Source organism: Neobacillus niacini (assembly GCF_048572935.1).
GTDB classification, from domain to species: domain Bacteria; phylum Bacillota; class Bacilli; order Bacillales; family Cytobacillaceae; genus Neobacillus; species Neobacillus niacini.
The window spans coordinates 2,478,093-2,502,302 of sequence record NZ_CP183883.1; the positions used below are offsets into that span (position 1 = coordinate 2,478,093).

At 39.7% G+C, this 24,210-nt stretch carries 18 protein-coding genes and 1 other annotated feature; of the genes, 16 read left to right on the top strand and 2 right to left on the bottom strand.

Annotated features, from left to right (window positions below; all coding sequences use genetic code 11):
• The 5 genes from tig (at nucleotide 1) to yihA (ending at nucleotide 7,885) form a co-directional block, all read left to right on the top strand.
• On the top strand, nucleotides 1-1,278 hold the full coding sequence (gene tig / locus ACN6MT_RS11910) for a trigger factor (protein ID WP_419956007.1): 1,278 nt from the start codon (nucleotides 1-3) through the stop codon (nucleotides 1,276-1,278).
• A 404-nt stretch (nucleotides 1,279-1,682) separates the two neighbouring features.
• Nucleotides 1,683-2,945, top strand: coding sequence for an ATP-dependent protease ATP-binding subunit ClpX (gene clpX / locus ACN6MT_RS11915; RefSeq protein WP_034675647.1), 1,263 nt, complete (start codon nucleotides 1,683-1,685; stop codon nucleotides 2,943-2,945).
• 161 nt (nucleotides 2,946-3,106) lie between these two features.
• Complete coding sequence (gene lonB, locus ACN6MT_RS11920) at nucleotides 3,107-4,774, top strand: ATP-dependent protease LonB (RefSeq protein WP_419956008.1); 1,668 nt, start codon at nucleotides 3,107-3,109, stop codon at nucleotides 4,772-4,774.
• 205 nt (nucleotides 4,775-4,979) lie between these two features.
• The gene (gene lon / locus ACN6MT_RS11925; protein ID WP_419956009.1) at nucleotides 4,980-7,307 is read left to right on the top strand and encodes an endopeptidase La; all 2,328 of its coding nucleotides are present in this window, start codon (nucleotides 4,980-4,982) and stop codon (nucleotides 7,305-7,307) included.
• Nucleotides 7,304-7,885, top strand: coding sequence for a ribosome biogenesis GTP-binding protein YihA/YsxC (gene yihA / locus ACN6MT_RS11930; protein ID WP_419956010.1), 582 nt, complete (start codon nucleotides 7,304-7,306; stop codon nucleotides 7,883-7,885). The genes lon and yihA overlap by 4 nt, the downstream gene beginning before the upstream one ends.
• A gap of 103 nt (nucleotides 7,886-7,988) precedes the next feature.
• Here yihA and ACN6MT_RS11935 read toward each other — a convergent pair whose 3' ends face one another.
• Nucleotides 7,989-8,477, bottom strand: a complete 489-nt coding sequence (locus ACN6MT_RS11935) for a LiaF transmembrane domain-containing protein (RefSeq protein ID WP_419956011.1) — start codon at nucleotides 8,475-8,477, stop codon at nucleotides 7,989-7,991.
• Between the two features lie 267 nt (nucleotides 8,478-8,744).
• Here ACN6MT_RS11935 and hemA point away from each other — a divergent pair, with 267 nt between their 5' ends.
• From hemA to ysxE, 8 genes are all read left to right on the top strand, one after another.
• Nucleotides 8,745-10,085, top strand: coding sequence for a glutamyl-tRNA reductase (hemA, locus tag ACN6MT_RS11940; protein ID WP_419956012.1), 1,341 nt, complete (start codon nucleotides 8,745-8,747; stop codon nucleotides 10,083-10,085).
• A 12-nt stretch (nucleotides 10,086-10,097) separates the two neighbouring features.
• Entirely contained in the window at nucleotides 10,098-10,931 is an 834-nt protein-coding gene (locus tag ACN6MT_RS11945; RefSeq protein WP_419956013.1) for a cytochrome C assembly family protein, read from the top strand.
• A gap of 14 nt (nucleotides 10,932-10,945) precedes the next feature.
• Entirely contained in the window at nucleotides 10,946-11,884 is a 939-nt protein-coding gene (gene hemC, locus ACN6MT_RS11950) for a hydroxymethylbilane synthase (protein WP_419956014.1), read from the top strand.
• A complete protein-coding gene (locus ACN6MT_RS11955) occupies nucleotides 11,878-12,651 on the top strand; it encodes a uroporphyrinogen-III synthase (protein ID WP_419956015.1) in 774 nt (257 codons plus the stop codon). Before hemC ends, ACN6MT_RS11955 begins: the two co-directional genes overlap by 7 nt.
• A 33-nt stretch (nucleotides 12,652-12,684) precedes the next feature.
• Complete coding sequence (gene hemB, locus ACN6MT_RS11960) at nucleotides 12,685-13,665, top strand: porphobilinogen synthase (protein WP_419956016.1); 981 nt, start codon at nucleotides 12,685-12,687, stop codon at nucleotides 13,663-13,665.
• 26 nt (nucleotides 13,666-13,691) lie between these two features.
• Nucleotides 13,692-14,978, top strand: coding sequence for a glutamate-1-semialdehyde 2,1-aminomutase (gene hemL, locus ACN6MT_RS11965; RefSeq protein WP_419956017.1), 1,287 nt, complete (start codon nucleotides 13,692-13,694; stop codon nucleotides 14,976-14,978).
• 510 nt (nucleotides 14,979-15,488) lie between these two features.
• Nucleotides 15,489-16,538, top strand: a complete 1,050-nt coding sequence (gene spoVID, locus ACN6MT_RS11970; RefSeq protein ID WP_419956018.1) for a stage VI sporulation protein D — start codon at nucleotides 15,489-15,491, stop codon at nucleotides 16,536-16,538.
• An 85-nt stretch (nucleotides 16,539-16,623) separates the two neighbouring features.
• Nucleotides 16,624-17,661 carry a spore coat protein YsxE gene (gene ysxE, locus ACN6MT_RS11975; RefSeq protein ID WP_419956426.1) on the top strand — a complete coding sequence of 346 codons (1,038 nt, stop codon included), beginning with the start codon at nucleotides 16,624-16,626 and terminating at the stop codon, nucleotides 17,659-17,661.
• 18 nt (nucleotides 17,662-17,679) lie between these two features.
• Here ysxE and ACN6MT_RS11980 read toward each other — a convergent pair whose 3' ends face one another.
• On the bottom strand, nucleotides 17,680-17,877 hold the full coding sequence (locus tag ACN6MT_RS11980; protein WP_082799419.1) for a hypothetical protein: 198 nt from the start codon (nucleotides 17,875-17,877) through the stop codon (nucleotides 17,680-17,682).
• A 170-nt stretch (nucleotides 17,878-18,047) separates the two neighbouring features.
• Nucleotides 18,048-18,281, top strand: a binding site (T-box leader).
• 70 nt (nucleotides 18,282-18,351) lie between these two features.
• Between ACN6MT_RS11980 and ACN6MT_RS11985 the strand changes: the two genes are divergently transcribed.
• From ACN6MT_RS11985 to ACN6MT_RS11995, 3 genes are all read left to right on the top strand, one after another.
• Entirely contained in the window at nucleotides 18,352-20,997 is a 2,646-nt protein-coding gene (locus ACN6MT_RS11985) for a valine--tRNA ligase (RefSeq protein WP_419956019.1), read from the top strand.
• Nucleotides 20,998-21,066: 69 nt separating this feature from the next.
• The gene (locus ACN6MT_RS11990; RefSeq protein ID WP_419956020.1) at nucleotides 21,067-22,389 is read left to right on the top strand and encodes a bifunctional folylpolyglutamate synthase/dihydrofolate synthase; all 1,323 of its coding nucleotides are present in this window, start codon (nucleotides 21,067-21,069) and stop codon (nucleotides 22,387-22,389) included.
• 72 nt (nucleotides 22,390-22,461) lie between these two features.
• Complete coding sequence (locus ACN6MT_RS11995; protein ID WP_419956021.1) at nucleotides 22,462-24,177, top strand: sensor domain-containing diguanylate cyclase; 1,716 nt, start codon at nucleotides 22,462-22,464, stop codon at nucleotides 24,175-24,177.
• Nucleotides 24,178-24,210 lie beyond the last annotated feature (33 nt).

The window sequence follows — 24,210 nt, forward strand, 5'->3', positions numbered from 1 at the left end:
ATGTCAGTAAAATGGGAAAAGCAAGAAGGAAACACTGGTGTCCTTACTGTTGAAGTAAGTGCTGAAAAAGTAAATGAAGGCTTAACTGCAGCTTTTAATAAAGTTGTTAAGACAGTAAATGTACCTGGTTTCCGTAAAGGAAAAATGCCACGTCAAATGTTCGAAAAGCGTTTTGGCGTAGAATCTCTTTATCAAGATGCGTTAGATATTCTTCTTCCAGAAGCATACGGAAATGCAATTGACGAAGCAGGAATTGAACCAATCGACCGTCCTGATATCGACATCGAACAAATGGAAAAAGGTAAAGAACTTATCTTCAAAGCGACTGTACAAGTTAAGCCTGAAGTAACATTAGGCGAGTACAAAGGTTTAGAAGTAGAAGAGTTCGACACGACTGTAACAGACGAAGATGTAGCAAAAGAATTAGAAACTCTTCAAAACCGTCAAGCTGAGCTTGTTGTAAAAGAAGAAGGTACTGCTGAACTTGGCGATACTGTTGTTCTTGATTTTGAAGGTTTCGTTGACGGTGAAGCATTTGAAGGCGGAAAAGCTGAAAATCATTCACTTGAATTAGGTTCTGGTTCATTCATTCCAGGATTTGAAGAGCAGTTAGTAGGAGTAGCTACTGGCGAATCTAAAGACGTTGAAGTGTCTTTCCCTGAAGAATACCATGCAGCTGAACTTGCTGGTAAGCCAGCGGTATTTAAAGTAACTGTTCATGAAATCAAAGGAAAAGAACTACCTGCATTAGATGATGAGTTTGCGAAAGATGTTGATGACGAAGTTGAAACATTAGACGCTTTAAAAGAAAAAATCAAAACTCGTTTAGAAGACAGCAAGAAGCACGAAGCTGAGCACCACCTACGTGATTCTTTAGTTGAAAAAGCTGCTGAAAATGCACAAGTTGAAATTCCAGAAGTAATGGTAACAAACGAAGTAAACCGTATGCTTCAAGAATTCGAACAACGCCTGCAAATGCAAGGTATGAACCTTGAGCTTTACTTCCAATTCTCAGGTCAAGATGAAAATGCTTTACGTGAGCAAATGAAAGAAGAAGCTGTAAACCGTGTTCGCGTTGCTTTAACACTTGAAGCAATTGTTAAAGCTGAAAACATTGAAGTAACTGACGAAGATGTTAATGCTGAACTTGAAAAAATGGCTGGCATGTACAACATGACTGTTGATAACATTAAAGCAGCACTTGGCGGCGTTGATGGGATCAAGGGTGACCTTCAAAAGCAAAAAGCGGTTGAATTCTTAATCGAAAATAAAAAATAATAACGAAATGTTAAAACATGGCACGATTTTATCGTGCCTGTTTTTATACATTTTTTCAATTACATATTATAATAAGTACAGGGAAACCTTTTTAACAAGCAAGGTTTCTATAGCAGGAAAAAGACAATTACATAGCGAATTAAGTAAAACCGGCCTTATCAAAGATTTAATTTGATGAAAAGTGGTTATGCTTAATGAGTACATAGGAATCATTTAAAGGTGCTCCAAACAAAAATCCGTTGCAAGAAAAACATAATTGAAGAAGACTTTTTATTACCAGTCCGCTGGGTCCATGTGATACAATGCAATACATACCACTGAATCGTATCGAAAAAGAAACGGATTTTTGTTTGTGTTACGCAACTTTAAATAGTGTTATAACACGTTTTCAAGGGGTGAAAGAATTGTTTAAATTTAATGATGAAAAAGGCCAATTAAAGTGTTCCTTCTGTGGAAAGACACAAGACCAAGTACGTAAATTGGTTGCCGGACCAGGTGTATATATATGTGACGAGTGTATCGAACTTTGCACAGAAATCGTTGAAGAAGAGCTTGGAACAGAAGAGGAAGTAGAATTCAAAGACGTTCCAAAGCCGAGAGAAATCTGTGAAATTCTTGATGAGTACGTCATTGGTCAAGATCAAGCTAAAAAATCGCTGTCAGTTGCAGTTTACAATCATTACAAGCGCATCAATTCTAACAGTAAGATTGATGACGTTGAACTTTCTAAGAGCAACATCGCTATGATTGGGCCAACTGGAAGTGGAAAAACGTTATTAGCTCAAACATTAGCGAGAATTTTAAATGTTCCATTTGCGATCGCTGATGCAACGTCTTTAACTGAAGCAGGTTATGTTGGGGAAGACGTAGAAAATATTCTTTTAAAATTGATTCAGGCTGCTGATTACGATGTGGAAAAAGCTGAGAAGGGTATTATTTATATCGATGAAATTGATAAAATTGCCCGTAAATCAGAAAATCCTTCGATCACAAGAGATGTATCTGGTGAAGGTGTACAGCAAGCATTATTAAAAATTCTAGAAGGTACGGTTGCGAGCGTTCCACCTCAAGGCGGACGTAAACACCCACATCAAGAATTCATACAAATCGATACAACGAATATTCTATTTATTTGCGGTGGTGCGTTTGATGGCATTGAACCAATCATTAAGCGCCGCTTAGGTCAAAAGGTTATTGGATTTGGTTCTGATGTTAAGCAGCAACAGGAAATTACACAGAAAGAACTTCTTTCTAAAGTATTGCCTGAGGACTTACTCCGCTTCGGATTAATTCCTGAATTTATCGGTCGTCTACCTGTTATTGCGAGTCTTGAGCAGTTAGATGAGGCAGCATTAATTGAAATTCTTACTAAGCCAAAAAATGCTTTAGTAAAGCAATATCAAAAAATGCTGGAAATCGACGAAGTAGAATTGGAATTCGAAGAAGGCGCACTTAGTGAAATTGCGAAGAAAGCGATTGAACGTAAAACTGGTGCACGTGGATTACGTTCTATTATTGAAGGAATCATGCTCGATGTCATGTTTGATCTTCCTTCTCGTGATGATATTCAGAAGTGTATCATTACGAAAGAAACGGTCATCGACAATAGTGTTCCGAAGCTTGTTTTAGAAGATGGAACCGTTGTAGCAGAAGAAAAATCTGCCTAATATTTGCTATCCTAAAGAACCCAGTTAATCACTGGGTTCTTTTTTCTGCGGATTATTCATACCAACAAAAACAGTTTCTTACAATTTGTGGTTTATTCCCTCTATATGCAGGAAATACTTATAGATAACTACTTAAGTTTACTGTAGCAGGAGGGAAAATTATGAGTTGGACGGGGATTGCCTTATTTATACAGCTATTTTTTGGAATTATTATCGGGCTGTATTTTTGGAATTTGCTAAGAAACCAACGGACACAAAAGGTTTCCATTGATCGGGAATCCCGTAAGGAAATGGAACAGCTTCGAAAGATGAGGTCCATATCATTAACCGAACCATTAGCGGAAAAAGTACGCCCAACAAGCTTTCAAGATATTGTTGGACAAGAAGATGGAATAAAGTCATTAAAAGCAGCATTATGCGGACCAAATCCTCAACATGTCATTATTTATGGACCGCCAGGGGTTGGGAAAACAGCTGCTGCTCGATTAGTTTTGGAAGAAGCCAAAAAAAATCAAAAATCTCCATTTAAACAAAACTCTGTATTCATTGAATTAGACGCAACAACTGCCCGATTTGATGAAAGAGGCATTGCCGATCCACTAATTGGATCTGTTCATGATCCAATTTATCAAGGTGCGGGAGCAATGGGACAAGCGGGAATACCACAGCCTAAGCAAGGTGCGGTTACCAATGCTCATGGCGGTGTATTATTTATTGATGAAATCGGCGAGCTGCATCCGATTCAAATGAATAAACTTTTAAAGGTTCTTGAGGACCGTAAAGTTTTTCTTGAGAGTGCCTACTACCATGAAGAAAACACACAAATTCCGACGCATATTCATGATATTTTTAAAAATGGACTGCCGGCAGATTTTCGCTTAATTGGTGCAACAACAAGAACTCCGAGTGAAATACCGCCTGCCATTCGTTCGCGCTGTATGGAAGTTTTTTTCAGAGACTTAACGCAAGAAGAAATCATTCAAGTAGGGCAAAAAGCAGCTGAAAAAGTGAAATTAGACATTAGTGAAGCTGGATTAGATATTTTATCTACATATGCGAGAAATGGGCGCGAAGCCGTTAACATGATTCAAATTTCTGCAGGGCTTGCCATAACCGATGACCGCAAGTTTATAAAAGACGAAGATTTAGAATGGGTTGCACACTCTAGTCAACTGTCACCAAGAATGGAAAGAAAGATTAATGACGACTCCCGGGTTGGTCTAGTAAATGGACTAGCCGTGTATGGTCCGAATACGGGGGCACTGCTAGAAATCGAAGTAACTGTCATCCCAGCCAAGGATAAGGGAACCATTAACATTACAGGAATTGTCGATGAAGAGAGTATTGGCGGACAAGGAAAATCCATTCGCAGAAAAAGTATGGCACGGGGTTCGATTGAAAATGTGATTACCGTCCTTCGGTCAATGGGTGTCCCGGCTGGTGATTTCGATATTCATGTTAATTTCCCTGGCGGGGTTCCGATTGATGGTCCATCCGCAGGAATTGCAATGGCAACTGGAATTTATTCAGCCATTTACAAAGTACCAATTGATAACAAGGTGGCCATGACGGGAGAAATCAGCATTCATGGAAATGTGAAGCCAATTGGCGGTGTATATCCTAAGGTAAAGGCTGCACAAAAAGCAGGTGCTACAACGGTTATCATCCCTGAAGAAAATATGCAATCGATATTAAATGAGATCAAGGGAATCCGGATTGTTCCGGTTACCCATTTGAGTGAAGTTTTTGACATCGCTCTCGTCAATAAACTAGCCCAGGATCTAGTCATTCCTGCATCTATCGAGCTATCTAAAAAAGAATCCATTTAACGAAAACACTTCGGTTGTTTGACCGAAGTGTTTTTTATGAAAGAAATCGTGCTAGTTGGGGAAAATTAAAATATATATTGACAAGCAGATAGTGTGCCTTTCGTATTATTAGACACATATTTGCAAATGAGATAGAATTGTACAAAGACGATTTCTGCTTTTAACAGCTAGGAATAATGATTCATGCATGTGGAGGTGCAATTTAATGGCGAAAGAGAGAGAATTGATCGTCCCCCTCCTGCCGCTTCGAGGGTTGCTTGTATATCCGACAATGGTCCTGCATTTAGATGTTGGCCGCGAAAGATCGGTTGAAGCCCTTGAAAAAGCGATGGTAGATGACCATTTAATTTTTTTAACGACACAAAAGGATATTGCAATAGACGATCCATCAGAAGATGATTTATACCAGATTGGTACATTAACGAAGGTTAAACAAATGCTTAAGCTTCCGAATGGAACCATAAGAGTATTGGTAGAGGGACTAAATAGAGCAAAGATACAATCATTTCATGATGAGGACGAATATTATTCTGTCAGTATTGTGACATATGAAGAATCTACAACAAAGGATGTAGAGGATCAGGCATTAATGAGAACAATGCTTGAGTATTTCGAGCAATACATAAAGTTATCTAAAAAAATCTCTGCGGAAACCTATGCTTCTGTTGTTGATATTGAGGAACCAGGACGAATGGCAGATATTATTGCCTCTCATTTGCCAATCAAACTGAAGGAAAAACAAGAAATCCTTGAGACACTGGATATCAAACAACGAATGAATACGGTTATTTCTACGATTCAAAATGAAAAAGAAGTGCTAAATCTTGAGAAGAAGATTGGCCAGCGTGTTAAGCGTTCTATGGAAAGAACACAAAAGGAATATTACCTTCGTGAACAAATGAAGGCCATCCAAAAGGAATTAGGCGATAAAGAAGGCAAAACTGGTGAAATTGCAGATTTAACTGAGAAAATTAAGAACGCAGGTATGCCTGATCATGTCCAGCAAACCGCATTAAAAGAACTTGACCGCTATGAAAAAGTGCCATCAAGCTCAGCAGAAAGTGCGGTTATTCGTAACTATATTGAATGGCTGATTACAATTCCATGGTCAAAGAAAACAAATGATGACATTGATATTCTTCGTGCGGAAAAGATTCTAAATCAGGATCATTTTGGACTTGAAAAAGTAAAAGAGCGTGTCTTAGAGTTTTTATCGGTTCAAAAACTAACCAATTCCTTAAAAGGCCCTATTTTATGTCTTGCTGGACCTCCAGGGGTAGGTAAAACAAGCTTAGCACGTTCCATTGCTAATTCATTAAATCGGAACTTTGTCCGTATTTCACTTGGCGGTGTACGTGACGAATCTGAAATTCGCGGTCATCGCAGAACCTATGTTGGTGCAATGCCAGGACGTATTATCCAAGGAATGAAAAAGGCAGGAACAATTAATCCAGTGTTCTTACTAGATGAAATTGATAAAATGTCCAGTGATTTCCGTGGTGATCCTTCTTCTGCGATGCTAGAGGTATTAGATCCGGAACAAAACCATAATTTTAGTGATCATTATATCGAAGAGACTTATGACCTATCAAAAGTCATGTTCATTGCGACTGCCAATAACTTGTCAACCATTCCAAGTCCACTTTTAGATAGAATGGAAATTATTACGATTGCCGGTTATACAGAAATTGAAAAAGTTCATATCACTAGAGACCATCTTCTGCCGAAACAGATTAAAGAAAATGGACTTACAAAAGGGATCCTCCAGGTACGTGATGACGCGATTCTTAAGGTTGTTCGCTATTATACCCGTGAAGCAGGAGTGCGGAGTCTCGAACGACAAATGGCAACCATCTGCCGCAAGACAGCAAAAATCGTTGTTTCAGGTGAGAAAAAGAGAGTCGTCGTTACGGAAAAGAACGTAGAAGAGTTCCTAGGCAAGCCAAGATTCCGCTACGGGCAAGCTGAAACAGAGGATCAAGTCGGAGTTGCGACTGGCCTGGCTTACACCACTGTTGGCGGGGATACATTACAAATTGAAGTATCTCTATCGCCTGGTAAAGGAAGACTCGTGTTAACTGGAAAACTAGGAGACGTGATGAAAGAATCAGCGCAGGCTGCCTTTAGCTATATTCGTTCTAAAGCAGGTGAACTGGGAATAGAAGAGAACTTTCATGAAAAATATGATGTTCACATCCATGTTCCAGAAGGCGCTGTTCCAAAAGATGGACCGTCTGCAGGTATTACAATGGCCACTGCTCTTGTTTCCGCACTCACCGGCAGAGCCATTCGCCGTGAAGTAGGAATGACAGGGGAGATTACACTAAGAGGCCGTGTACTTCCGATTGGCGGATTAAAAGAAAAAACGTTGAGTGCTCATCGAGCAGGATTAACAAAAGTCATTCTCCCTAAGGATAATGAAATGGATATTGATGATATTCCAGAAAGTGTAAGAAATGAAATAGAGTTTGTGCTTGTTTCACATGTCGATGAAGTTCTTCGGCATGCACTAGTAGAAGGTGGTTTGCAATGAAAGTAGTTAGTTCCGATATCGTCATCAGTGCCGTAAGGCCAGAGCAGTACCCAGAAACAGATTTGCCTGAGTTTGCATTAGCGGGCCGTTCGAATGTTGGTAAGTCATCTTTTATCAATAAAATGCTAAACCGAAAAGGGCTCGCGAGAATTTCGTCAAAGCCCGGGAAAACACAAACGTTGAACTTTTATTTAATAAATGAAATCCTTCACTTTGTCGATGTACCGGGTTATGGATACGCAAAAGTATCGAAGTCCGAGCGTGCTGCGTGGGGAAGAATGATTGAAACGTATTTTACCTCCCGTGAGCAATTAAGAGCGGCAGTTTTGATTGTTGACCTGCGCCACCCGCCTACACAGGATGATATCATGATGTATGATTTCTTAAAGCATTATGGTATTCCCTGTGTCATTATCGCGACAAAGGCGGATAAAATACCAAGAGGGAAATGGCAAAAACATTTAAAAGTAACGAAAGAAACGCTCGATTTGGAAGAAAATGATCAAATCGTTCTTTTCTCGTCCGAAACGGGTGAAGGAAAAGATAAAGCGTGGTCGATTTTACAGAGTTATATGTGAGCTCTTTTCCTTTTCCGCGTTAAAATCGGCTTTAGGACTTTAACACCTATCATTAGGAGAACAATCTATATGTCAGAAAAACGTCAGGCAATTTGCCTGACGTTTATTTTTTTCTCTTAAAAAGTAAGAAGAGGCCGATCAGAATGATAATTGCAGGCCAAAACTTCCAAACAATACTTAGCCCATTCTGAAGAAATCCAAGATATTCTGCAACTTTATCGTAAAATAATAGCAAGAATGCCAATACTAAAAAAAGAAACGCTTGAAACAGTCCATTGTTTGTTTTTTGAAAACGTAGAAAGTAGCCGATGGATATAAACAATACAAGCATGCCAATGGTGTTGTTTGGCCAGATTAAAATCTTGCCGGCTAAATGGTAGTGCAGACCAAATCCTGCGATGATGACTCCTGGTAAAATGGCTTCATGATCGTTTGCAGAATATCCCTGTCCTAAAAAAGCGATGCCAATAATAATAAGGAGTGTCGGCCACGAATACAATGTCTGTAGAACGGTAAATCCAGATTGCTGCAGGAATAGAAAGGCTCCAAAGCCTACGAGTATAATTCCAGGGAAAATGCGCTGATTCTTCATTTTAACACCACTTCCAGAAAGGTTTACTTGAATCTAGTCTATTTTTTTGGTACTGTACATAAGGATGATATATTTATTTACTATTTACTTTTTTACTATATTAGGCTAGCATCGGCGCCTAGAGGCGCTTCCGATTTATATAGTACCATATTCTTTCGTATTCTGTTCACATTTACCGGGTAAAAGTTGAAAAAGCCCATGTTATAATCAGACTAGTTAATAATGTACTAGTAGTTTTGTATTACTTATTGGGGGTGTTCTAAAAAAATGCATATTGTAGTGATCGGTCTAAACTATAAAACTGCCCCTGTGGAAATCCGTGAGCGGTTGACATTCAATGAAGCCGAGCTTGGGGATGCAATAAAAAAATTAAATACGAAAAAAAGCATCCTAGAAAATATCATTGTATCTACATGTAATCGTACAGAGATTTATGCGGTTGTCGATCAACTGCACACTGGACGCTATTATATTAAAGAGTTTTTATCTGAATGGTTCGGAATTGAACAATCTGAGTTTTCACCTTTTCTATTTGTTTACGAAGAAGACGGTGCGATGGAGCATTTATTCCAGGTGGCATGCGGGCTTCATTCAATGGTTTTAGGGGAAACGCAAATACTAGGGCAGGTTCGTACCAGCTTTATGCTAGCTCAAGAACTGGGAACAACAGGCACCGTTTTTAACCAACTATTTAAGCAGGCCATTACCCTTGCGAAGCGTGGACATGCTGAAACAGAAATTGGCGCCAATGCGGTCTCGGTCAGCTATGCTGCTGTTGAACTAGCAAAGAAAATTTTCGGTTCACTTGAGAATAAGCATGTTCTTATTTTTGGTGCGGGTAAAATGGGTGAACTGGCGGCGCAAAATCTGCATGGCAATGGGGTAAGAAAGGTTACGGTTATCAATCGTACATTTGAGAAGGCTGAAGTTCTTGCTAACCGATTCGCTGGTGAAGCTAAAACAGTTAATGAACTCCAAAGTTCTTTGGTTGACGCAGATATTTTGATTAGCTCTACGGGTGCAAAGGATTTTGTCATTACAAAGTCAATGATGCAAAAAGTGGAGAAAAAGCGTAAGGGCAAGCCATTATTTATGGTTGATATCGCTGTTCCTCGCGACTTGGATCCAAAAATTGCGGAGCTTGAAAGTGTATTTTTGTATGATATCGACGATTTAGAAGGCATTGTTGAGGCGAACCTTCAGGAGCGGAAGAAAGCAGCTCAAGTGATCATGTTGATGATTGAAAAGGAAATTGTTGAGTTCAAACAATGGCTCGGATTGTTAGGAGTAGTTCCGGTTATCTCGGCTTTAAGGGATAAGGCTCTCGCAATTCAAACCGAAACCATGGTCAGCATTGAACGGAAGCTGCCTCATTTATCGGACAGAGATAGAAAGGTTTTAAATAAACATACAAAGAGTATTATCAACCAGCTATTAAAAGACCCTATCTTACAAGCAAAAGAATTGGCTGCTCGTCCAGACGCTGATGAGGCATTGGATTTATTTATGAAAATATTTAATATTGAAGAGCTTGTAGAAAAACAATCGAAAGCAGCCGAAACGAATAATGCAGTGGTTAAAGTACCGCAGGCTTCCTTTCAGTCATAAGAGGTACTGAATATGTTTGACTTCCATATGACGCGGCTGCACGAATTGACAGTTGTCCTATATGCCTTCTGTGTGTTGTTATATTTTTTCGACTTTCTACATCATAACCGGAAGGCAAACCGTATCGCCTTCTGGTTACTTGCGTTTGTATGGGTATTACAAACAGTCTTTCTTACTTCTTATATGATAAAAACAGGACGATTTCCAGTCTTAACAATCTTTGAAGGTTTATATTTTTATGCTTGGATTTTGATAACGCTGTCGCTTGGAATCAACCGTCTTCTAAAGGTCGATTTCATCGTATTCTTTACCAATATTCTTGGTTTTATTGTTATGGCTATTCACACGTTTGCTCCGATTAAATATGATTCCCATGTCATCGGCAATCAGCTAATGTCTGAGCTTTTGCTTATACATATCACAATGGCGATTCTATCTTATGGAGCCTTCTCTTTATCTTTTGTTCTTTCTCTTCTCTATCTGATTCAATATGATTTATTGAAAAGGAAAAAATGGGGGACTAGACTATTGAGAATTGCAGATTTAAGTAAGCTGGAACGCTCCTCTTACATATTAGTTGTAATTGCGGTTCCAATGCTGTTATTAAGTCTCATCCTAGGTTTACAATGGGCCTTCTTAAAGGTTCCTGGAATGCCGTGGTACGATATGAAAATTATTGGATCATTTATTCTATTAACCGGATACAGTATCTATTTGTACCTGCGTATCGTAAAAAATATGTCAGGCAGACAATTAGCTCTTTGGAATGTCGGTTCTTTTTTAATTGTATTAATTAACTTTTTCTTATTTGGTCAATTATCATCATTTCATTTTTGGTACTCATAACATAGGAGGCAGTCATGAGAAAAATTATCGTAGGTTCTAGACGCAGTAAATTGGCACTAACTCAAACAAACTGGGTGATAGAACAGCTTAAAAAGCTTGGCGGCAACTTTGAATTTGAAGTAAAGGAAATTGTCACAAAAGGGGATAAAATCCTTGACGTTACACTTTCAAAAGTAGGCGGAAAAGGATTATTTGTTAAGGAAATCGAACAGGCTATGATGGATAAAGAAATTGATATGGCTGTTCATAGTATGAAGGACATGCCAGCTGTTCTGCCTGAGGGGCTGACAATCGGCTGCATTCCTTTCCGTGAGGATCACCGTGATGCATTAATTTCAAGAGATCATATTAAGCTAAAAGATTTAAAGCCAGGAGCGATTATTGGCACAAGCAGCCTTCGCCGCAGCGCCCAGATTTTAGCACAGCGTCCTGATTTAGAAATTAAATGGATCCGTGGAAATGTTGATACACGATTACAAAAGCTTAAAGATGAAGAATATGACGCTATTATCCTAGCAGCAGCAGGTCTTTCCCGCCTTGGCTGGGCAAAAGAAACCATTACCGAGTTTATTGATGCCGATGTTTGCGTACCTGCCGTTGGTCAAGGTGCGTTATCCATCGAGTGCCGTGAAGATGATAAGGAACTTCTTGAACTTTTTGAGAAATTCACTTGCAAGAAAACAGAAAGAGCAGTTCGTGCGGAACGTGCTTTCCTTCAAAAAATGGAAGGCGGCTGCCAAGTGCCAATTGCAGGGTTTGCTCATATAGCGGATAATGATGAAATCGTTCTGACTGTATTAGTCGCTTCCCCTGAAGGCCAAGAAATCTTTAAAGAGGAACTAAGAGGAACGAATCCAGAAGAGCTTGGCATTCAAGCTGCGGACCTATTAATTGAAAAAGGAGCTAAAGACCTGATTGAGAAGGTTAAACGGGAGCTCGAAGGTCAATGCTAAAACCATTAGGTTTGAAAGACAAAAAGGTCCTGGTGCCTCGTGGAGCGGGTCAGGCAAAATCCTTTTCACAACTTGTCGAAAAGTATGGAGGGATTTCAATCGAAATCCCTCTTATTGCATTTCGGCCAATTGAGCTCACAGCCCAGCTGCAACATGCTATGAATGAGATTGATACATATGACTGGATTGTTTTTACAAGCAATGTCACAGTCGAAACGTTCTTTTCTTTTTATAAAAATAAAAATCATAACTCATTTCCTAAAATTGCTGTGATCGGTAAGAAAACAGAAGAGGTATTGCTGGATAGAGGATTGAAAGCAGAGTTTGTACCTTCTGCCTATGTAACAGAGGTATTTACCGACGAGTTCTTGCCAATAGTGCCGACTGGTTCGAAAGTGTTGATTCCAAAAGGAAATCTGGCAAGGGAATATATTTCTACATCTCTTAGTAACCGAGGTGTGCTTGTAGATGAAATCGTGATCTATGAGACATATATGCCCGAAGACAGTACCAATAAACTAGCTAAAATGCTTTCTAATGATGAACTGGATATCTTAATGTTCACGAGTCCTTCAACAGTTAATCACTTTATGAGTGTGGTAAAGAAGTATAAACTAGAGAAGCATATCGAAAGATGTGTGATAAGCTGCATCGGACCCGTTACTGAAAAAAGATTACTTGCCTCTGGGTTGCCGGTTCACGTCTCTCCAGAGCAGTATACCGTTAACGATATGATTAAAAGCACGATTCAATTTTTAGAAAAATGATATTTGAAAATAGAATTTGGGGGTAAATATTCAATGGAACTTCAATTTTCACGTCATCGCCGATTACGTACAAGTGCTAGTATGCGTGCACTCGTTAGAGAAAATCACTTAACGCCAGACGACTTTATCTATCCGTTATTCATCTATGAAGGTGAAAACATCCGCAGAGAAGTATCTTCCATGCCTGGGGTTTTCCAAGTATCTATGGATAACCTGAAAGCGGAAATGGATGATATCGTTGCACATGGAATTAAGTCCGTTCTATTATTTGGCATTCCGACTACAAAAGATGAGTGCGGAACACAAGCCTTCCATGACCATGGCATTATACAAGTGGCAACCCGATGGATTAAAAAACATTATCCAGAAATCATAATTGTTGCGGATACATGCTTGTGCGAATATACCAGCCACGGACACTGTGGAATGGTCGAAGGCGATAAAATCTTAAATGACGAATCTCTTGATTTACTTGTAAAAACAGCTATCGCTCAAGCAGAAGCAGGTGCAGATATTATTGCCCCTTCAAACATGATGGATGGTTTTGTGGCAGCGATTCGTGCTGGTTTAGACGAAGCCGGATTTAAAGATATTCCAATTATGTCTTATGCCGTTAAATATGCTTCAGCTTTTTATGGACCTTTCCGTGAGGCAGCAGAGGGCGCACCGCAGTTCGGTGACCGCAAAACGTATCAAATGGATCCAGCAAACCGAATGGAGGCCTTCAGGGAAGCAGAATCCGATGTGGCTGAAGGTGCCGATTTCTTAATCGTGAAGCCAGGTATGCCGTATCTTGACATCGTTCGTGATGTTAAAAATAACTTTAATCTTCCTGTTGTAGCGTATAACGTCAGCGGTGAATATTCGATGATCAAAGCAGCTGCTGCAAACGGCTGGGTTGACGAGAAACAAACGGTGATGGAAATGCTAATTGCCTTTAAACGTGCTGGCGCAGACCTTATTATTACGTATGCTGCCAAAGACGCGTGCCGCTGGTTAAAAGAAGATCAATAATTTTATTCTGAAAAGAGGAACAGATAATGCGCTCATATACAAAATCGCAAGAAGCCTTTAAAGAAGCTAAAAACTTGATGCCTGGTGGTGTTAACAGCCCGGTGCGTGCTTTTAAATCTGTAAATATGGATCCGATTTTCATGGAAAGAGGAAAAGGTTCAAAAATCTATGATATCGATGGCAATGAATATATCGATTACGTATTATCATGGGGACCGCTAATCCTTGGTCATACAAATGACAGAGTCGTTGAAGGAATTAAAAAGGTTGCTGAGCTTGGTACAAGCTATGGTGCACCGACTTTAATGGAAAATGAACTGGCTAAACTTGTTATTGAACGTGTACCATCAATTGAAGTCGTAAGGATGGTTTCATCTGGAACAGAAGCGACTATGAGTGCGCTCCGCCTAGCACGCGGTTATACAGGCCGTAACAAGATTTTAAAATTTGAAGGCTGCTACCATGGCCATGGTGATTCCCTTTTAATTAAAGCTGGTTCTGGGGTTGCTACACTCGGTTTACCAGACAGCCCTGGTGTACCTGAAGGAGTGGCTAAGAACACGATTACTGTTGCATACAATGACCTTGAAGGCGTTAAATATGCGTTCGAACAATTCGGTGATGATATTGCTTGTATTATCGTTGAACCGGTTGCTGGAAATATGGGTCTAGTACCGCCGCTACCAGGATTCTTAGAAGGTCTTCGTGAAATTACTTCCGAAAACGGGGCATTGTTGATTTTTGATGAAGTTATGACCGGCTTCCGTGTGGGCTATAATTGTGCGCAAGGCTATTTCAATATCACGCCTGATATCACATGTCTTGGTAAAGTAATTGGCGGCGGTCTGCCAGTTGGTGCTTACGGCGGTAAGGCTGAAATCATGCAGCAAATTGCTCCTGCGGGACCAATCTATCAAGCAGGAACTCTTTCCGGAAATCCGCTTGCAATGACTGCTGGTTACGAGACATTAACACAATTAACACCAGAGCATTACGAAGAGTTCAAGCGCTTAGGTGACCTACTTGAAAAAGGAATTACAGCAGCGGCTGAAAAATATGATATTCCTGTTACGTTTAACCGTGCAGGTTCGATGATTGGATTCTTCTTTACGAAAGAACCTGTCATCAACTATGAAACAGCAAAAACTTCTAACCTAGATTATTTTGCTGCCTACTATCGTGAAATGGCTGAACAAGGAGTATTCCTGCCGCCATCTCAATTTGAAGGACTGTTCTTGTCTACTGCACATACCGAAGAAGATATTGAGAAGACAATTCAAGCAGTTGAAGTTGCTTTTTCAAAACTTAAATAATACTTTTTTCTATAAAAAGACTCAAGAATGGACGTATGCAATAGGCATACGTCTATTTCTGTATTTATACTCACTAGTCGAAAATCAGGTTAAGCATCCGAGCTGATAAATAGACGTAATAATTCCGCTTAATTATTAATTATTATTAAATAAGCTTATATAGACGGAGAGATTCCGCTTATTGGCACGAAAAATTCAAAAATAGGGGACTTTGATTTGAATAAGCGGAATATCTCCCCTTATATTCCCCGAAACTAGCTCCATTCTGCATTTAACCGGAAAAGCTCCGCTTATTTTCCTATTGCTGGTTACCCGATTAAGGAAAAGACATTTACTCACAAATCAATTGTGAGTGTTTTTTATTTTGTAAAAAGCCTTTTTTATCATATTTAAAATCACTCGTTCATAAAGTGTAAGTGACATAGTGATTTTGCTTAAAAGGAAACGAAAGGAGGAGTCGCTTTGTCTCAGGAGAATCAATCGTGCCTGCGATTTTCCTTGGAGGAGTCTTTGTGGTTTAGAAAAGGACAGGAAGTAGCTGAACTTGTGTCGATTTCTCTAGACCCGGATATTACCATCCAGGAAAATGATCAATACGTAACCATACGTGGTTCGCTGGAATTAACAGGCGAATATAGAAATGACCAAGATAGTACAGTGGAAGAGGAAGAAAATGTACCTAGCCAAAAGTATGTAGAAAGAGTGGATCCACAAGAGGAAGGCATTTGTGAGTTCTCACACCGTTTTCCTGTCGATATTACCATCCCCAACAATCGGATTCAAAGCATTTATGATATTGATGTAATTGTGGAGTCATTTGATTATTCCATTCCGGAACGCAGCTGTCTTAAATTGTCCGCAGAATTAACCATCAGCGGCCTGTACGATTCAACACAAGAAGAGGAAGAAGTTGTAGAAGAAGAAGAGTTTGAAGTTCTCCATCGCTATCAGGTAGAAGTTCCTATAGCGGAAGAACAAGAAGAAGCTGAAGAAGAGAATCACTTTGCGGATACTTTCTTATTTGAGGCAGAAGCAAGGAAACAGCCAGAAGAAGAGAAAGTTGAAGCTTTTCCGAAATTCCCAACCTTTACCTATGAAGAGCCAGAAGAAGAGGAAGAGCCACAACAGCCACAACAGCCTGTTGTTTTTGAACATGCAAGAAGTGAAGCGAGTGAGCCAGTTCAAGAGGTAGAAGAAATCATCGAGAAAGCACCAGTACAGCCAATTTCAGAAGAAAAGGCAAAAGAACCAGCAGAAGCAAAAGAGCCAGTGATGGAGGAGAGTTCTTCATCCCCAGAAGTGCCACCGAAACAAGCAAAAAAGAAGGCACAAAAAAAGAAAACAATGACCTTAACGGAGTTCTTTGCCCGTAAGGAAGACAGCTCCGATCAAGCTAGATTAAAAGTTTGTATCGTTCAAAAGGGTGATACACTGGATAGTCTTGCCGACCGTTATGACGTATCCGTTCCTAATCTGCTGCGTTACAATAATCTTGAGCTCAACCAAGATGTCTATGAGGGTCAAGTATTATACGTACCATTCGCATTAGCAAAAAAATAATCAACCAAACACATAGTGAGCGGGTTTCTAACCTGCTCACATCTTTTTAAGGATTTTGCTCTAGCTGAAAGGCAGATGAATGTCGATGCGCGACGCAAATCAGGTAGAATTATTCATCCCCATTTTAAATCACTACCAAGTAACGCCCAATTTTGTTGAGGATCACGGCAATATTAAGAAAATCTATTCCAATAAAGGGACCTTTGCATTAAAGAAAATGGACCCGACAAATGGCACAGACTTTATTCGTCATGTTCATCTTCTTTACCAAAAGGGCTACAATCGAATTGTCCCTATTTACCCAACCATGGACGGAAGATATGCTGTTCTTCATGATAAAGCCTTGTATTACTTAATGCCCTGGATGCCGAATGAAGTAAAGGAAGACAGGACACAGAAACATCAGCAGCTGTTTCGCGAATTAGCCAGGCTTCATACGTTATCTGCCAAAGAGATCACCGTGAACAAAGAGGAGCGGACAGAGCATTACGAAAAAACGATTGCCGTACTTGATAAGAATCAGGAGTTTCTTGATGGGTTTATCGATGAATGTGAAAAAAAGACGTACATGTCGCCATTTGAATTGGTGTTTTGTTTATACTATACCGAAATAACTCAAGCACTTCGCTTTTCTAAAACGAAATTCGAAGAATGGTATGAAAAAACAAAGGAAGAAGAAAAAGCACGAATGGTGATTACCCATGGAAAAGTATCTTCCGAGCATTTTCTTTATGACGACAAGGGTTATGGTTATTTTATTAACTTTGAAAATGCCCGTTACGGCTCGCCCATTCATGATTTATTGCCATACTTATCACGTTCCTTTAATACCCCGCCAACACGAAATGACGAAGCGGTTGAGTGGATTTACCATTACTATAAATATTTTCCCTTCAAAGTGGATGAAAAACTACTATTCTTTAGTTATTTAGCTTATCCAATTCCAATCATTCAGGTGGCCGAACGGTATTATAAAAAAGAACAGCCGAAAAATGAGTTGAAATTTGTTCGAATGCTGCAGCGCAAATACTGGCATTTGAAGAATTCTGAATATGTAGTCATGAGAATGACGGAAATTGATGAGCAGGAGAAACAGGCAAAAGAAGGAGCCCAGCAGCAATAACTTTTGCTTTTTGGGCTCTTAAACAATTTCAAAATAAATTGAAACGGCAATCGCAATAAAAACCGTCAATAAAAGAACATCAAATACGGTTGGAATAAACAATGTACGTATTAATTGGAATATCGTAAACGGCAAGATCAACTGCGCACACACTCTCCTAGTGGTTCGAAACCATGGAGTATAAGCATACTTGGTGATAAACTTCCTCCGCTTCATCGCAACCTTCCTCTCCAAAATAGCATTTCTTTTATATATATTCTTTTTACATAGTGAATTCTCCTAATTCCTTAACGTATTTTACAAATTCGTATATAATATAAAAAAATTGGTTATCATTATTGACGTCAAGATAACTTTTTGGGTAGTATAACTATATCAATTAAAAAGTAAAAGCAAAGACAGGGAAGAGTACGACGTTAATCTGCTTAAAGAGAGGGAACCATTAGCTGAAAGGATTCCTAAGCAGACACTCGGAAGGTCGCCCTTGAGCTTCTTCAGCGAACGGATTACATCCTACTAGTTGAGGACGGATCAAATCCGTTATCCATTTAAGCGCCAATCAGTTTCTTTATGATTGGAAAAAAGGTGGTACCGCGAAGCAAACTCCATTCGTCCTTTTATGACGAATGGGGTTTTTTGTTTGTCTAGTTTTACTTAAATGACAGAAAAAGAAAACAAGGAGATGGTCAAATGGAAACAAAAGAAATTACCATGCCGACGAAGTATGATCCACAGTCGATTGAGCAGGGACGATATGATTGGTGGGTTAAAGGTAAGTTTTTCGAAGCGCAAAATGATGAAGGAAAACAGCCTTATACAATCGTTATTCCACCGCCAAACGTAACGGGGAAGCTGCACTTAGGGCATGCTTGGGATACAACATTACAAGATATCGTTACACGTATGAAGCGGATGCAGGGCTATGATGTACTATGGCTGCCAGGTATGGACCATGCTGGAATCGCGACACAAGCGAAGGTTGAAGAAAAACTTCGCGGCGAAGGCAAAAGCCGTTACGACCTAGGACGTGAAAAGTTCGTTGAGGAAACATGGAAGTGGAAAGAGGAATACGCCTCCCATATCCGCCAACAGTGGGCGAAACTAGGTCTAGGCTTAGACTATAGCCGTGAGCGGTTCACACTTGATGAAGGTCTATCAGCAGCGGTACGTGAAGTATTTGTCACCTTATATAACAAGGGACTTATTTATCGCGGTGAATATATCATCAACTGGGATCCATCAACAAAAACAGCCTTATCAGACATCGAAGTTATCTACAAGGATGTTCAAGGTGCTTTTTATCATATGAAATATCCGTTAGCGGACGGTTCTGGACACATTGAAGTAGCTACCACTCGTCCAGAAACCATGTTAGGTGATACAGCAGTTGCAGTTCATCCAGAAGATGAGCGCTATAAGCACCTAATTGGCAAAACCGTTATCCTTCCTATCGTTGGCCGTGAAATTAAGATTGTTGGCGATGACTATGTGGATATGGAATTCGGTTCTGGGGCCGTTAAAATTACACCAGCACATGACCCGAACGATTTTGAAATCGGGAACCGTCATAATCTTGAGCGCGTACTAGTTATGAATGAAGATGGCACAATGAATGACAGAGCTGGAAAGTACAAAGGAATGGACCGTTTTGAATGCCGCAAGCAAATTGTGAAAGACCTTCAAGAACAAGGCGTTCTATTCAAAATTGAAGAGCATTTGCACTCCGTTGGCCATTCTGAGCGCAGTGGGGCAGTTGTTGAGCCATACCTTTCAACACAATGGTTTGTTAAAATGCAGCCGCTGGCAGACGAAGCCATCGCACTACAAAATAAAGAAAACAAAGTTAACTTCGTACCTGAGCGCTTTGAAAAAACGTACCTGCACTGGATGGAGAATATTCGCGACTGGTGTATTTCAAGACAGCTTTGGTGGGGCCACCGCATTCCTGCTTGGTACCATAAGGAAACTGGTGAAGTTTACGTTGGTCATGAAGCTCCTGCAGACAGTGAAAATTGGGAGCAGGATAAAGACGTATTGGATACATGGTTCAGTTCGGCACTATGGCCATTCTCCACAATGGGCTGGCCAAATGTTGAAGCAGAGGACTTCAAGCGTTTCTTCCCAACCGATGTACTCGTAACTGGTTATGATATCATTTTCTTCTGGGTATCCCGGATGATTTTCCAAAGCTTGGAATTTACAGGTGAACGACCATTTAAAGACGTTCTCATCCATGGTTTGGTTCGTGACGAACAAGGACGTAAGATGAGTAAATCTTTAGGTAACGGTGTGGACCCAATGGATGTTATCGCAAAATACGGTGCTGATTCATTGCGTTACTTCCTTTCAACCGGAAGCTCTCCTGGTCAGGATTTACGCTTTAGCTTCGAGAAAGTTGAATCGACTTGGAACTTTGCCAATAAAATTTGGAATGCTTCTCGTTTTGCATTGATGAACATGGATGGCATGACATATGAAGAAATCGATTTTAGCGGTGAAAAGTCCGTTGCAGATAAATGGATTCTAACTCAATTAAATGAAACCATTGAGAGTGTTACCAAACTTTCAGAGCGTTATGAATTCGGAGAAGCCGGCCGTGCACTATACAACTTCATCTGGGATGATTTCTGTGATTGGTACATTGAAATGGCAAAACTTCCGCTATATGGTGAGGATGAAGCTGCAAAGAAAACTACTCGTTCGATTCTTGCACATGTTCTTGATCAGACAATGCGTTTGTTACATCCGTTCATGCCATTCATTACCGAGGAAATCTGGCAGAACCTCCCTCATAATGGAGAGTCAATCACAACGGCTAAGTGGCCAGAAGTGATTCCGGCTTACTCTGATGAACAAGCGGCTCAAGAAATGAAGATGTTAATGGAAATGATTCGTTCCGTACGAAACATTCGTGCTGAGGTAAACACGCCAATGAGCAAGAAGATTAAAATGCTTGTAAAGGCAAAGGATGATTCAGTACTAAAGGCGCTTGAAAAGAACCGCAGTTATATTGAAAAATTCTGTAACCCAGAAGAATTACAATTGGGAACAAACCTTGAAACACCAGAGAAGGCAATGACAGCTGTCATTACTGGCTTGGAGATCTATCTTCCACTAGAAGGTTTAATTAACATTGACGAAGAAATTGCTCGTCTACAGAAAGAATACGACAAGTTAACCAAAGAAGTAGACAGAGTTGAAAAGAAGCTAAATAACGAGGGCTTTATGAAAAAGGCACCGGAGAGTGTAGTAGCCGAAGAACGGGCAAAGGAAAAAGACTATCGTGAAAAAAGAGCGCTAGTAGAGGCTCGTATAAATGAGTTAAAAGGATTATAATAAAGATATCGAGACGAGTCCTATAGTAGGATTCGTCTTCTTTTAGAAAATAAAGATGGGGTGGCCAAAATGTTTACAACTTATAACGAAGCCCTTGAATGGATACACGCAAGATTAAGGCTTGGGATTAAACCAGGACTTTCCCGAATGGAATGGATGATGGAAAAGCTCGGGTCTCCAGAGCGGAAAATGAAAACTGTTCATATTGGCGGAACAAATGGGAAAGGGTCAACGGTAACCTTCCTACGCAATATTCTCGAAGCAGCAGGCTATACCGTGGGTACGTTTACATCACCATATATTGAACAATTTAATGAGCGAATCTCTGTAAATGGGAAGCCCATCAGTGACGAAGAAATCCTTGAGTTAACCAATGTGATTCGTCCTCTTGCGGATGAATTGGAAGAAACTGAGTTAGGCGGACCAACTGAGTTTGAAGTTATTACAGCAATGTCTTTCTATTATTTTGCCAATATCAATCAAGTGGACATGGTTATCTATGAAGTGGGCTTAGGCGGAAGGTTTGATTCTACTAATATTATTCAGCCAATCGCTTCTATCATTACAAACATTGGGTTAGATCATACAAATATACTAGGGCACACGTACGGAGAAATTGCTTTTGAAAAGGCAGGCATTATTAAAGAAGGGATTCCTACATATACTGCCGTAAAAAATGAAGAAGCAATGAAGGTCATACAGGAACAGGCTGAAAAAAAGCATGCCTCACTATTTCGATTGAATCAGGATTTCACCATTACCTCCCACAGCCCACAAGCTAATGGAGAGATGTTTACATTAGAGTGTAATGACCATAAAATCGAACAGTTGCAAATCAGCATGATTGGTCAATACCAAACAGAAAATGCTTCCTTAGCAGTAATGGCTGTTCAAGCTATCAATCAAGATGGGGATTTTTCCATCTGCGAGGAGGACATTAGGACAGGCTTAAAGAAAGCGTATTGGCCAGGAAGATTTGAAATCCTTTCTCATCGTCCAATCGTCATTATTGATGGCGCTCATAATGATGAGGGAATTTCGGTACTGGTTAAGGAACTTTCTACTCGTTATTCTAACTATCATATTAATATTGTATTTGCAGCCTTAAAAGATAAAAAGCTGGACCAAATGATTGCCCAATTAGATCAAGTGGCAGATGAAATTTCCTTCGTGTCATTTGACTTTCCTCGTGCTGCTCAAGCAAAAGATTTATTTGCGATCAGTAAATCCAAAAATAAAGCAATGGAAGACAAATGGGACATACATCTAGCAGAGATTATTAATTCTTTAAAGAATGACCAGATACTTGTCGTAACAGGCTCTTTGTATTTCATTTCTGAGGTTAAACTTTATTTGAGTGAATTTTTGAAAAACAAGACGATTTCACTATGACAGGCTCCTAGATTTTTGGTAAAATAGAATTATCTTGATTTCAAAATAACTGTTTGATAAGGAGGGGCTAGATTGACAGTTGCCGCAAAAACAAAACGAAATATATTTCTAGTATGGCTCTTGCTCGTTCCAGCAGGATTGTGGTTTACCTATCAAACTTATCCTCCTCACATTTCAGGTAAATGGTTAGATATTGCAGCATTTTTGATTTTAACATCGGTTGTTGCCTTTATGCCAATGGTCATAAATAATACGCCTATTTTCTTAATTCAATGGGTATCACTCGCTACATTCTTAAGTTTCGGAATATTTGTTGAAATGATTTTTGCGCAGGCTGCAGTCATTGTGTTATTACTCAGGCTGCGTCTACAAAAGGAGCAACTTTTCCGTTTACCGCTAAACTTGATCATGTTTTTTCTAGTTTCTTTAGTCAGTGGTGTCGTTTACTATGCACTTGGTGGACAAACAGGTCCTACCATAATAAATAATCTGCATTCTCTTGCACTTGCAGCAGTTTATGCTGTAGTGAATTACTTCCTAAATCAGGTCATTATTTCATTTTATTTATATTTTATCTATAAAAGTAAGGAATCCTACTTTGGGAAAGATTTCATTGTGGAGACAGTTACCACATTTATGACTTTGCCGCTTGGCTTTGTACTCTATATGTTTTATAACTTTCAAGGACTATTAGCGCTATTTATTGTAGCTGTTCCATTTGCAAGTTTATCAATCATATTCAAGCTTTATTATTCAAGTCAAAAAATCAACGAATATTTACAGAAGGCTGCTGAAATTGGTCACCAAATGGCTGAACGCCTTGAGGTTGATGGAGTTATTGACCTTTTTATGCAGAAACTAAGTGAAATGCTTCCCGTTGACTATGCCTACATTTTTGATGTCATCAGTGATGACGAGCTTCAATTAGTCCGTCGCATTCAGTGTGGGACTGGAATTACTACGGAGAGTGCTAAAATCAAAAAAAATCAGGGCATAAGCGGTTTTGTATGGGATAAGAAAAAAGGTTATTTATATCATTCAAAAAAAGATTGGAAGCCCTTTACGAAGGGGTATCTTCCTAGTGACGCAGAAAGTGTGTTAGCAGTTCCTATTGTCAGAAATAAAAAAGTCATTGGAGTCTTAATGCTTGCTTCAAAGCAAAAAAGAGCTTATGAGAGATCTCAGTTGATGATCGTTGATATCCTATGTTCGTATTTTGCAGTTGCCATCGATAATGCCAAGCATTATGAAATCACAAAAACTCAGAGTGAACGCTGCGCCTTAACGAAATTATATAATTATCGATACTTTGAAAAATTACTAACGGAGGAATTCGATAAGCTATTCCAATTCCAACGAAAAGTCCTATCGTTAATCATCCTTGATATCGACCATTTTAAAGAAGTCAATGACACATATGGGCACCAGAGCGGAAATGAGATTCTTTGTGAATTGGCAGCTAGGTTAAGTAATCTTGTGGGTTCAAGGGGAACAGTCGCTCGATATGGCGGGGAAGAATTTGTAGTGTTACTGCCGGAGGCTGATAAAAAAGAAGCCTATCATCTTGCAGAAATGATAAGACAATCTATCGCCAACTGGCCATTTACCTTGCAGCAATCCTTAGAGCTAACACAACAGCAGGTAAAAATTACAGCTTCAATTGGAGTGGCAACTGCTCCTGAGGATGCGGAAGATCCGCTTGCTTTGGTGAGGCATGCGGATAGGGCTCTTTATGTTGGGGCGAAGAGGGCTGGTAGAAATCGGGTTGCGGAGTATTCGTCTTGTTAAAATTGTAGTAGAAAAGGGTGTTCCAATTTGGAA

Coding starts and splice junctions, on each gene's coding strand:
- lon (WP_419956009.1), top strand. CDS start 4,980: ATGGCGAAAGAGAGAGAATTGATCGTCCCCCTCCTGCCGCTTCGAGGG.
- ysxE (WP_419956426.1), top strand. CDS start 16,624: ATGCGCGACGCAAATCAGGTAGAATTATTCATCCCCATTTTAAATCAC.
- ACN6MT_RS11985 (WP_419956019.1), top strand. CDS start 18,352: ATGGAAACAAAAGAAATTACCATGCCGACGAAGTATGATCCACAGTCG.
- hemA (WP_419956012.1), top strand. CDS start 8,745: ATGCATATTGTAGTGATCGGTCTAAACTATAAAACTGCCCCTGTGGAA.
- hemC (WP_419956014.1), top strand. CDS start 10,946: ATGAGAAAAATTATCGTAGGTTCTAGACGCAGTAAATTGGCACTAACT.
- yihA (WP_419956010.1), top strand. CDS start 7,304: ATGAAAGTAGTTAGTTCCGATATCGTCATCAGTGCCGTAAGGCCAGAG.
- hemL (WP_419956017.1), top strand. CDS start 13,692: ATGCGCTCATATACAAAATCGCAAGAAGCCTTTAAAGAAGCTAAAAAC.
- ACN6MT_RS11955 (WP_419956015.1), top strand. CDS start 11,878: ATGCTAAAACCATTAGGTTTGAAAGACAAAAAGGTCCTGGTGCCTCGT.
- lonB (WP_419956008.1), top strand. CDS start 3,107: ATGAGTTGGACGGGGATTGCCTTATTTATACAGCTATTTTTTGGAATT.
- hemB (WP_419956016.1), top strand. CDS start 12,685: ATGGAACTTCAATTTTCACGTCATCGCCGATTACGTACAAGTGCTAGT.
- tig (WP_419956007.1), top strand. CDS start 1: ATGTCAGTAAAATGGGAAAAGCAAGAAGGAAACACTGGTGTCCTTACT.
- ACN6MT_RS11945 (WP_419956013.1), top strand. CDS start 10,098: ATGTTTGACTTCCATATGACGCGGCTGCACGAATTGACAGTTGTCCTA.
- ACN6MT_RS11935 (WP_419956011.1), bottom strand. CDS start 8,477: ATGAAGAATCAGCGCATTTTCCCTGGAATTATACTCGTAGGCTTTGGA.
- ACN6MT_RS11980 (WP_082799419.1), bottom strand. CDS start 17,877: ATGAAGCGGAGGAAGTTTATCACCAAGTATGCTTATACTCCATGGTTT.
- ACN6MT_RS11990 (WP_419956020.1), top strand. CDS start 21,067: ATGTTTACAACTTATAACGAAGCCCTTGAATGGATACACGCAAGATTA.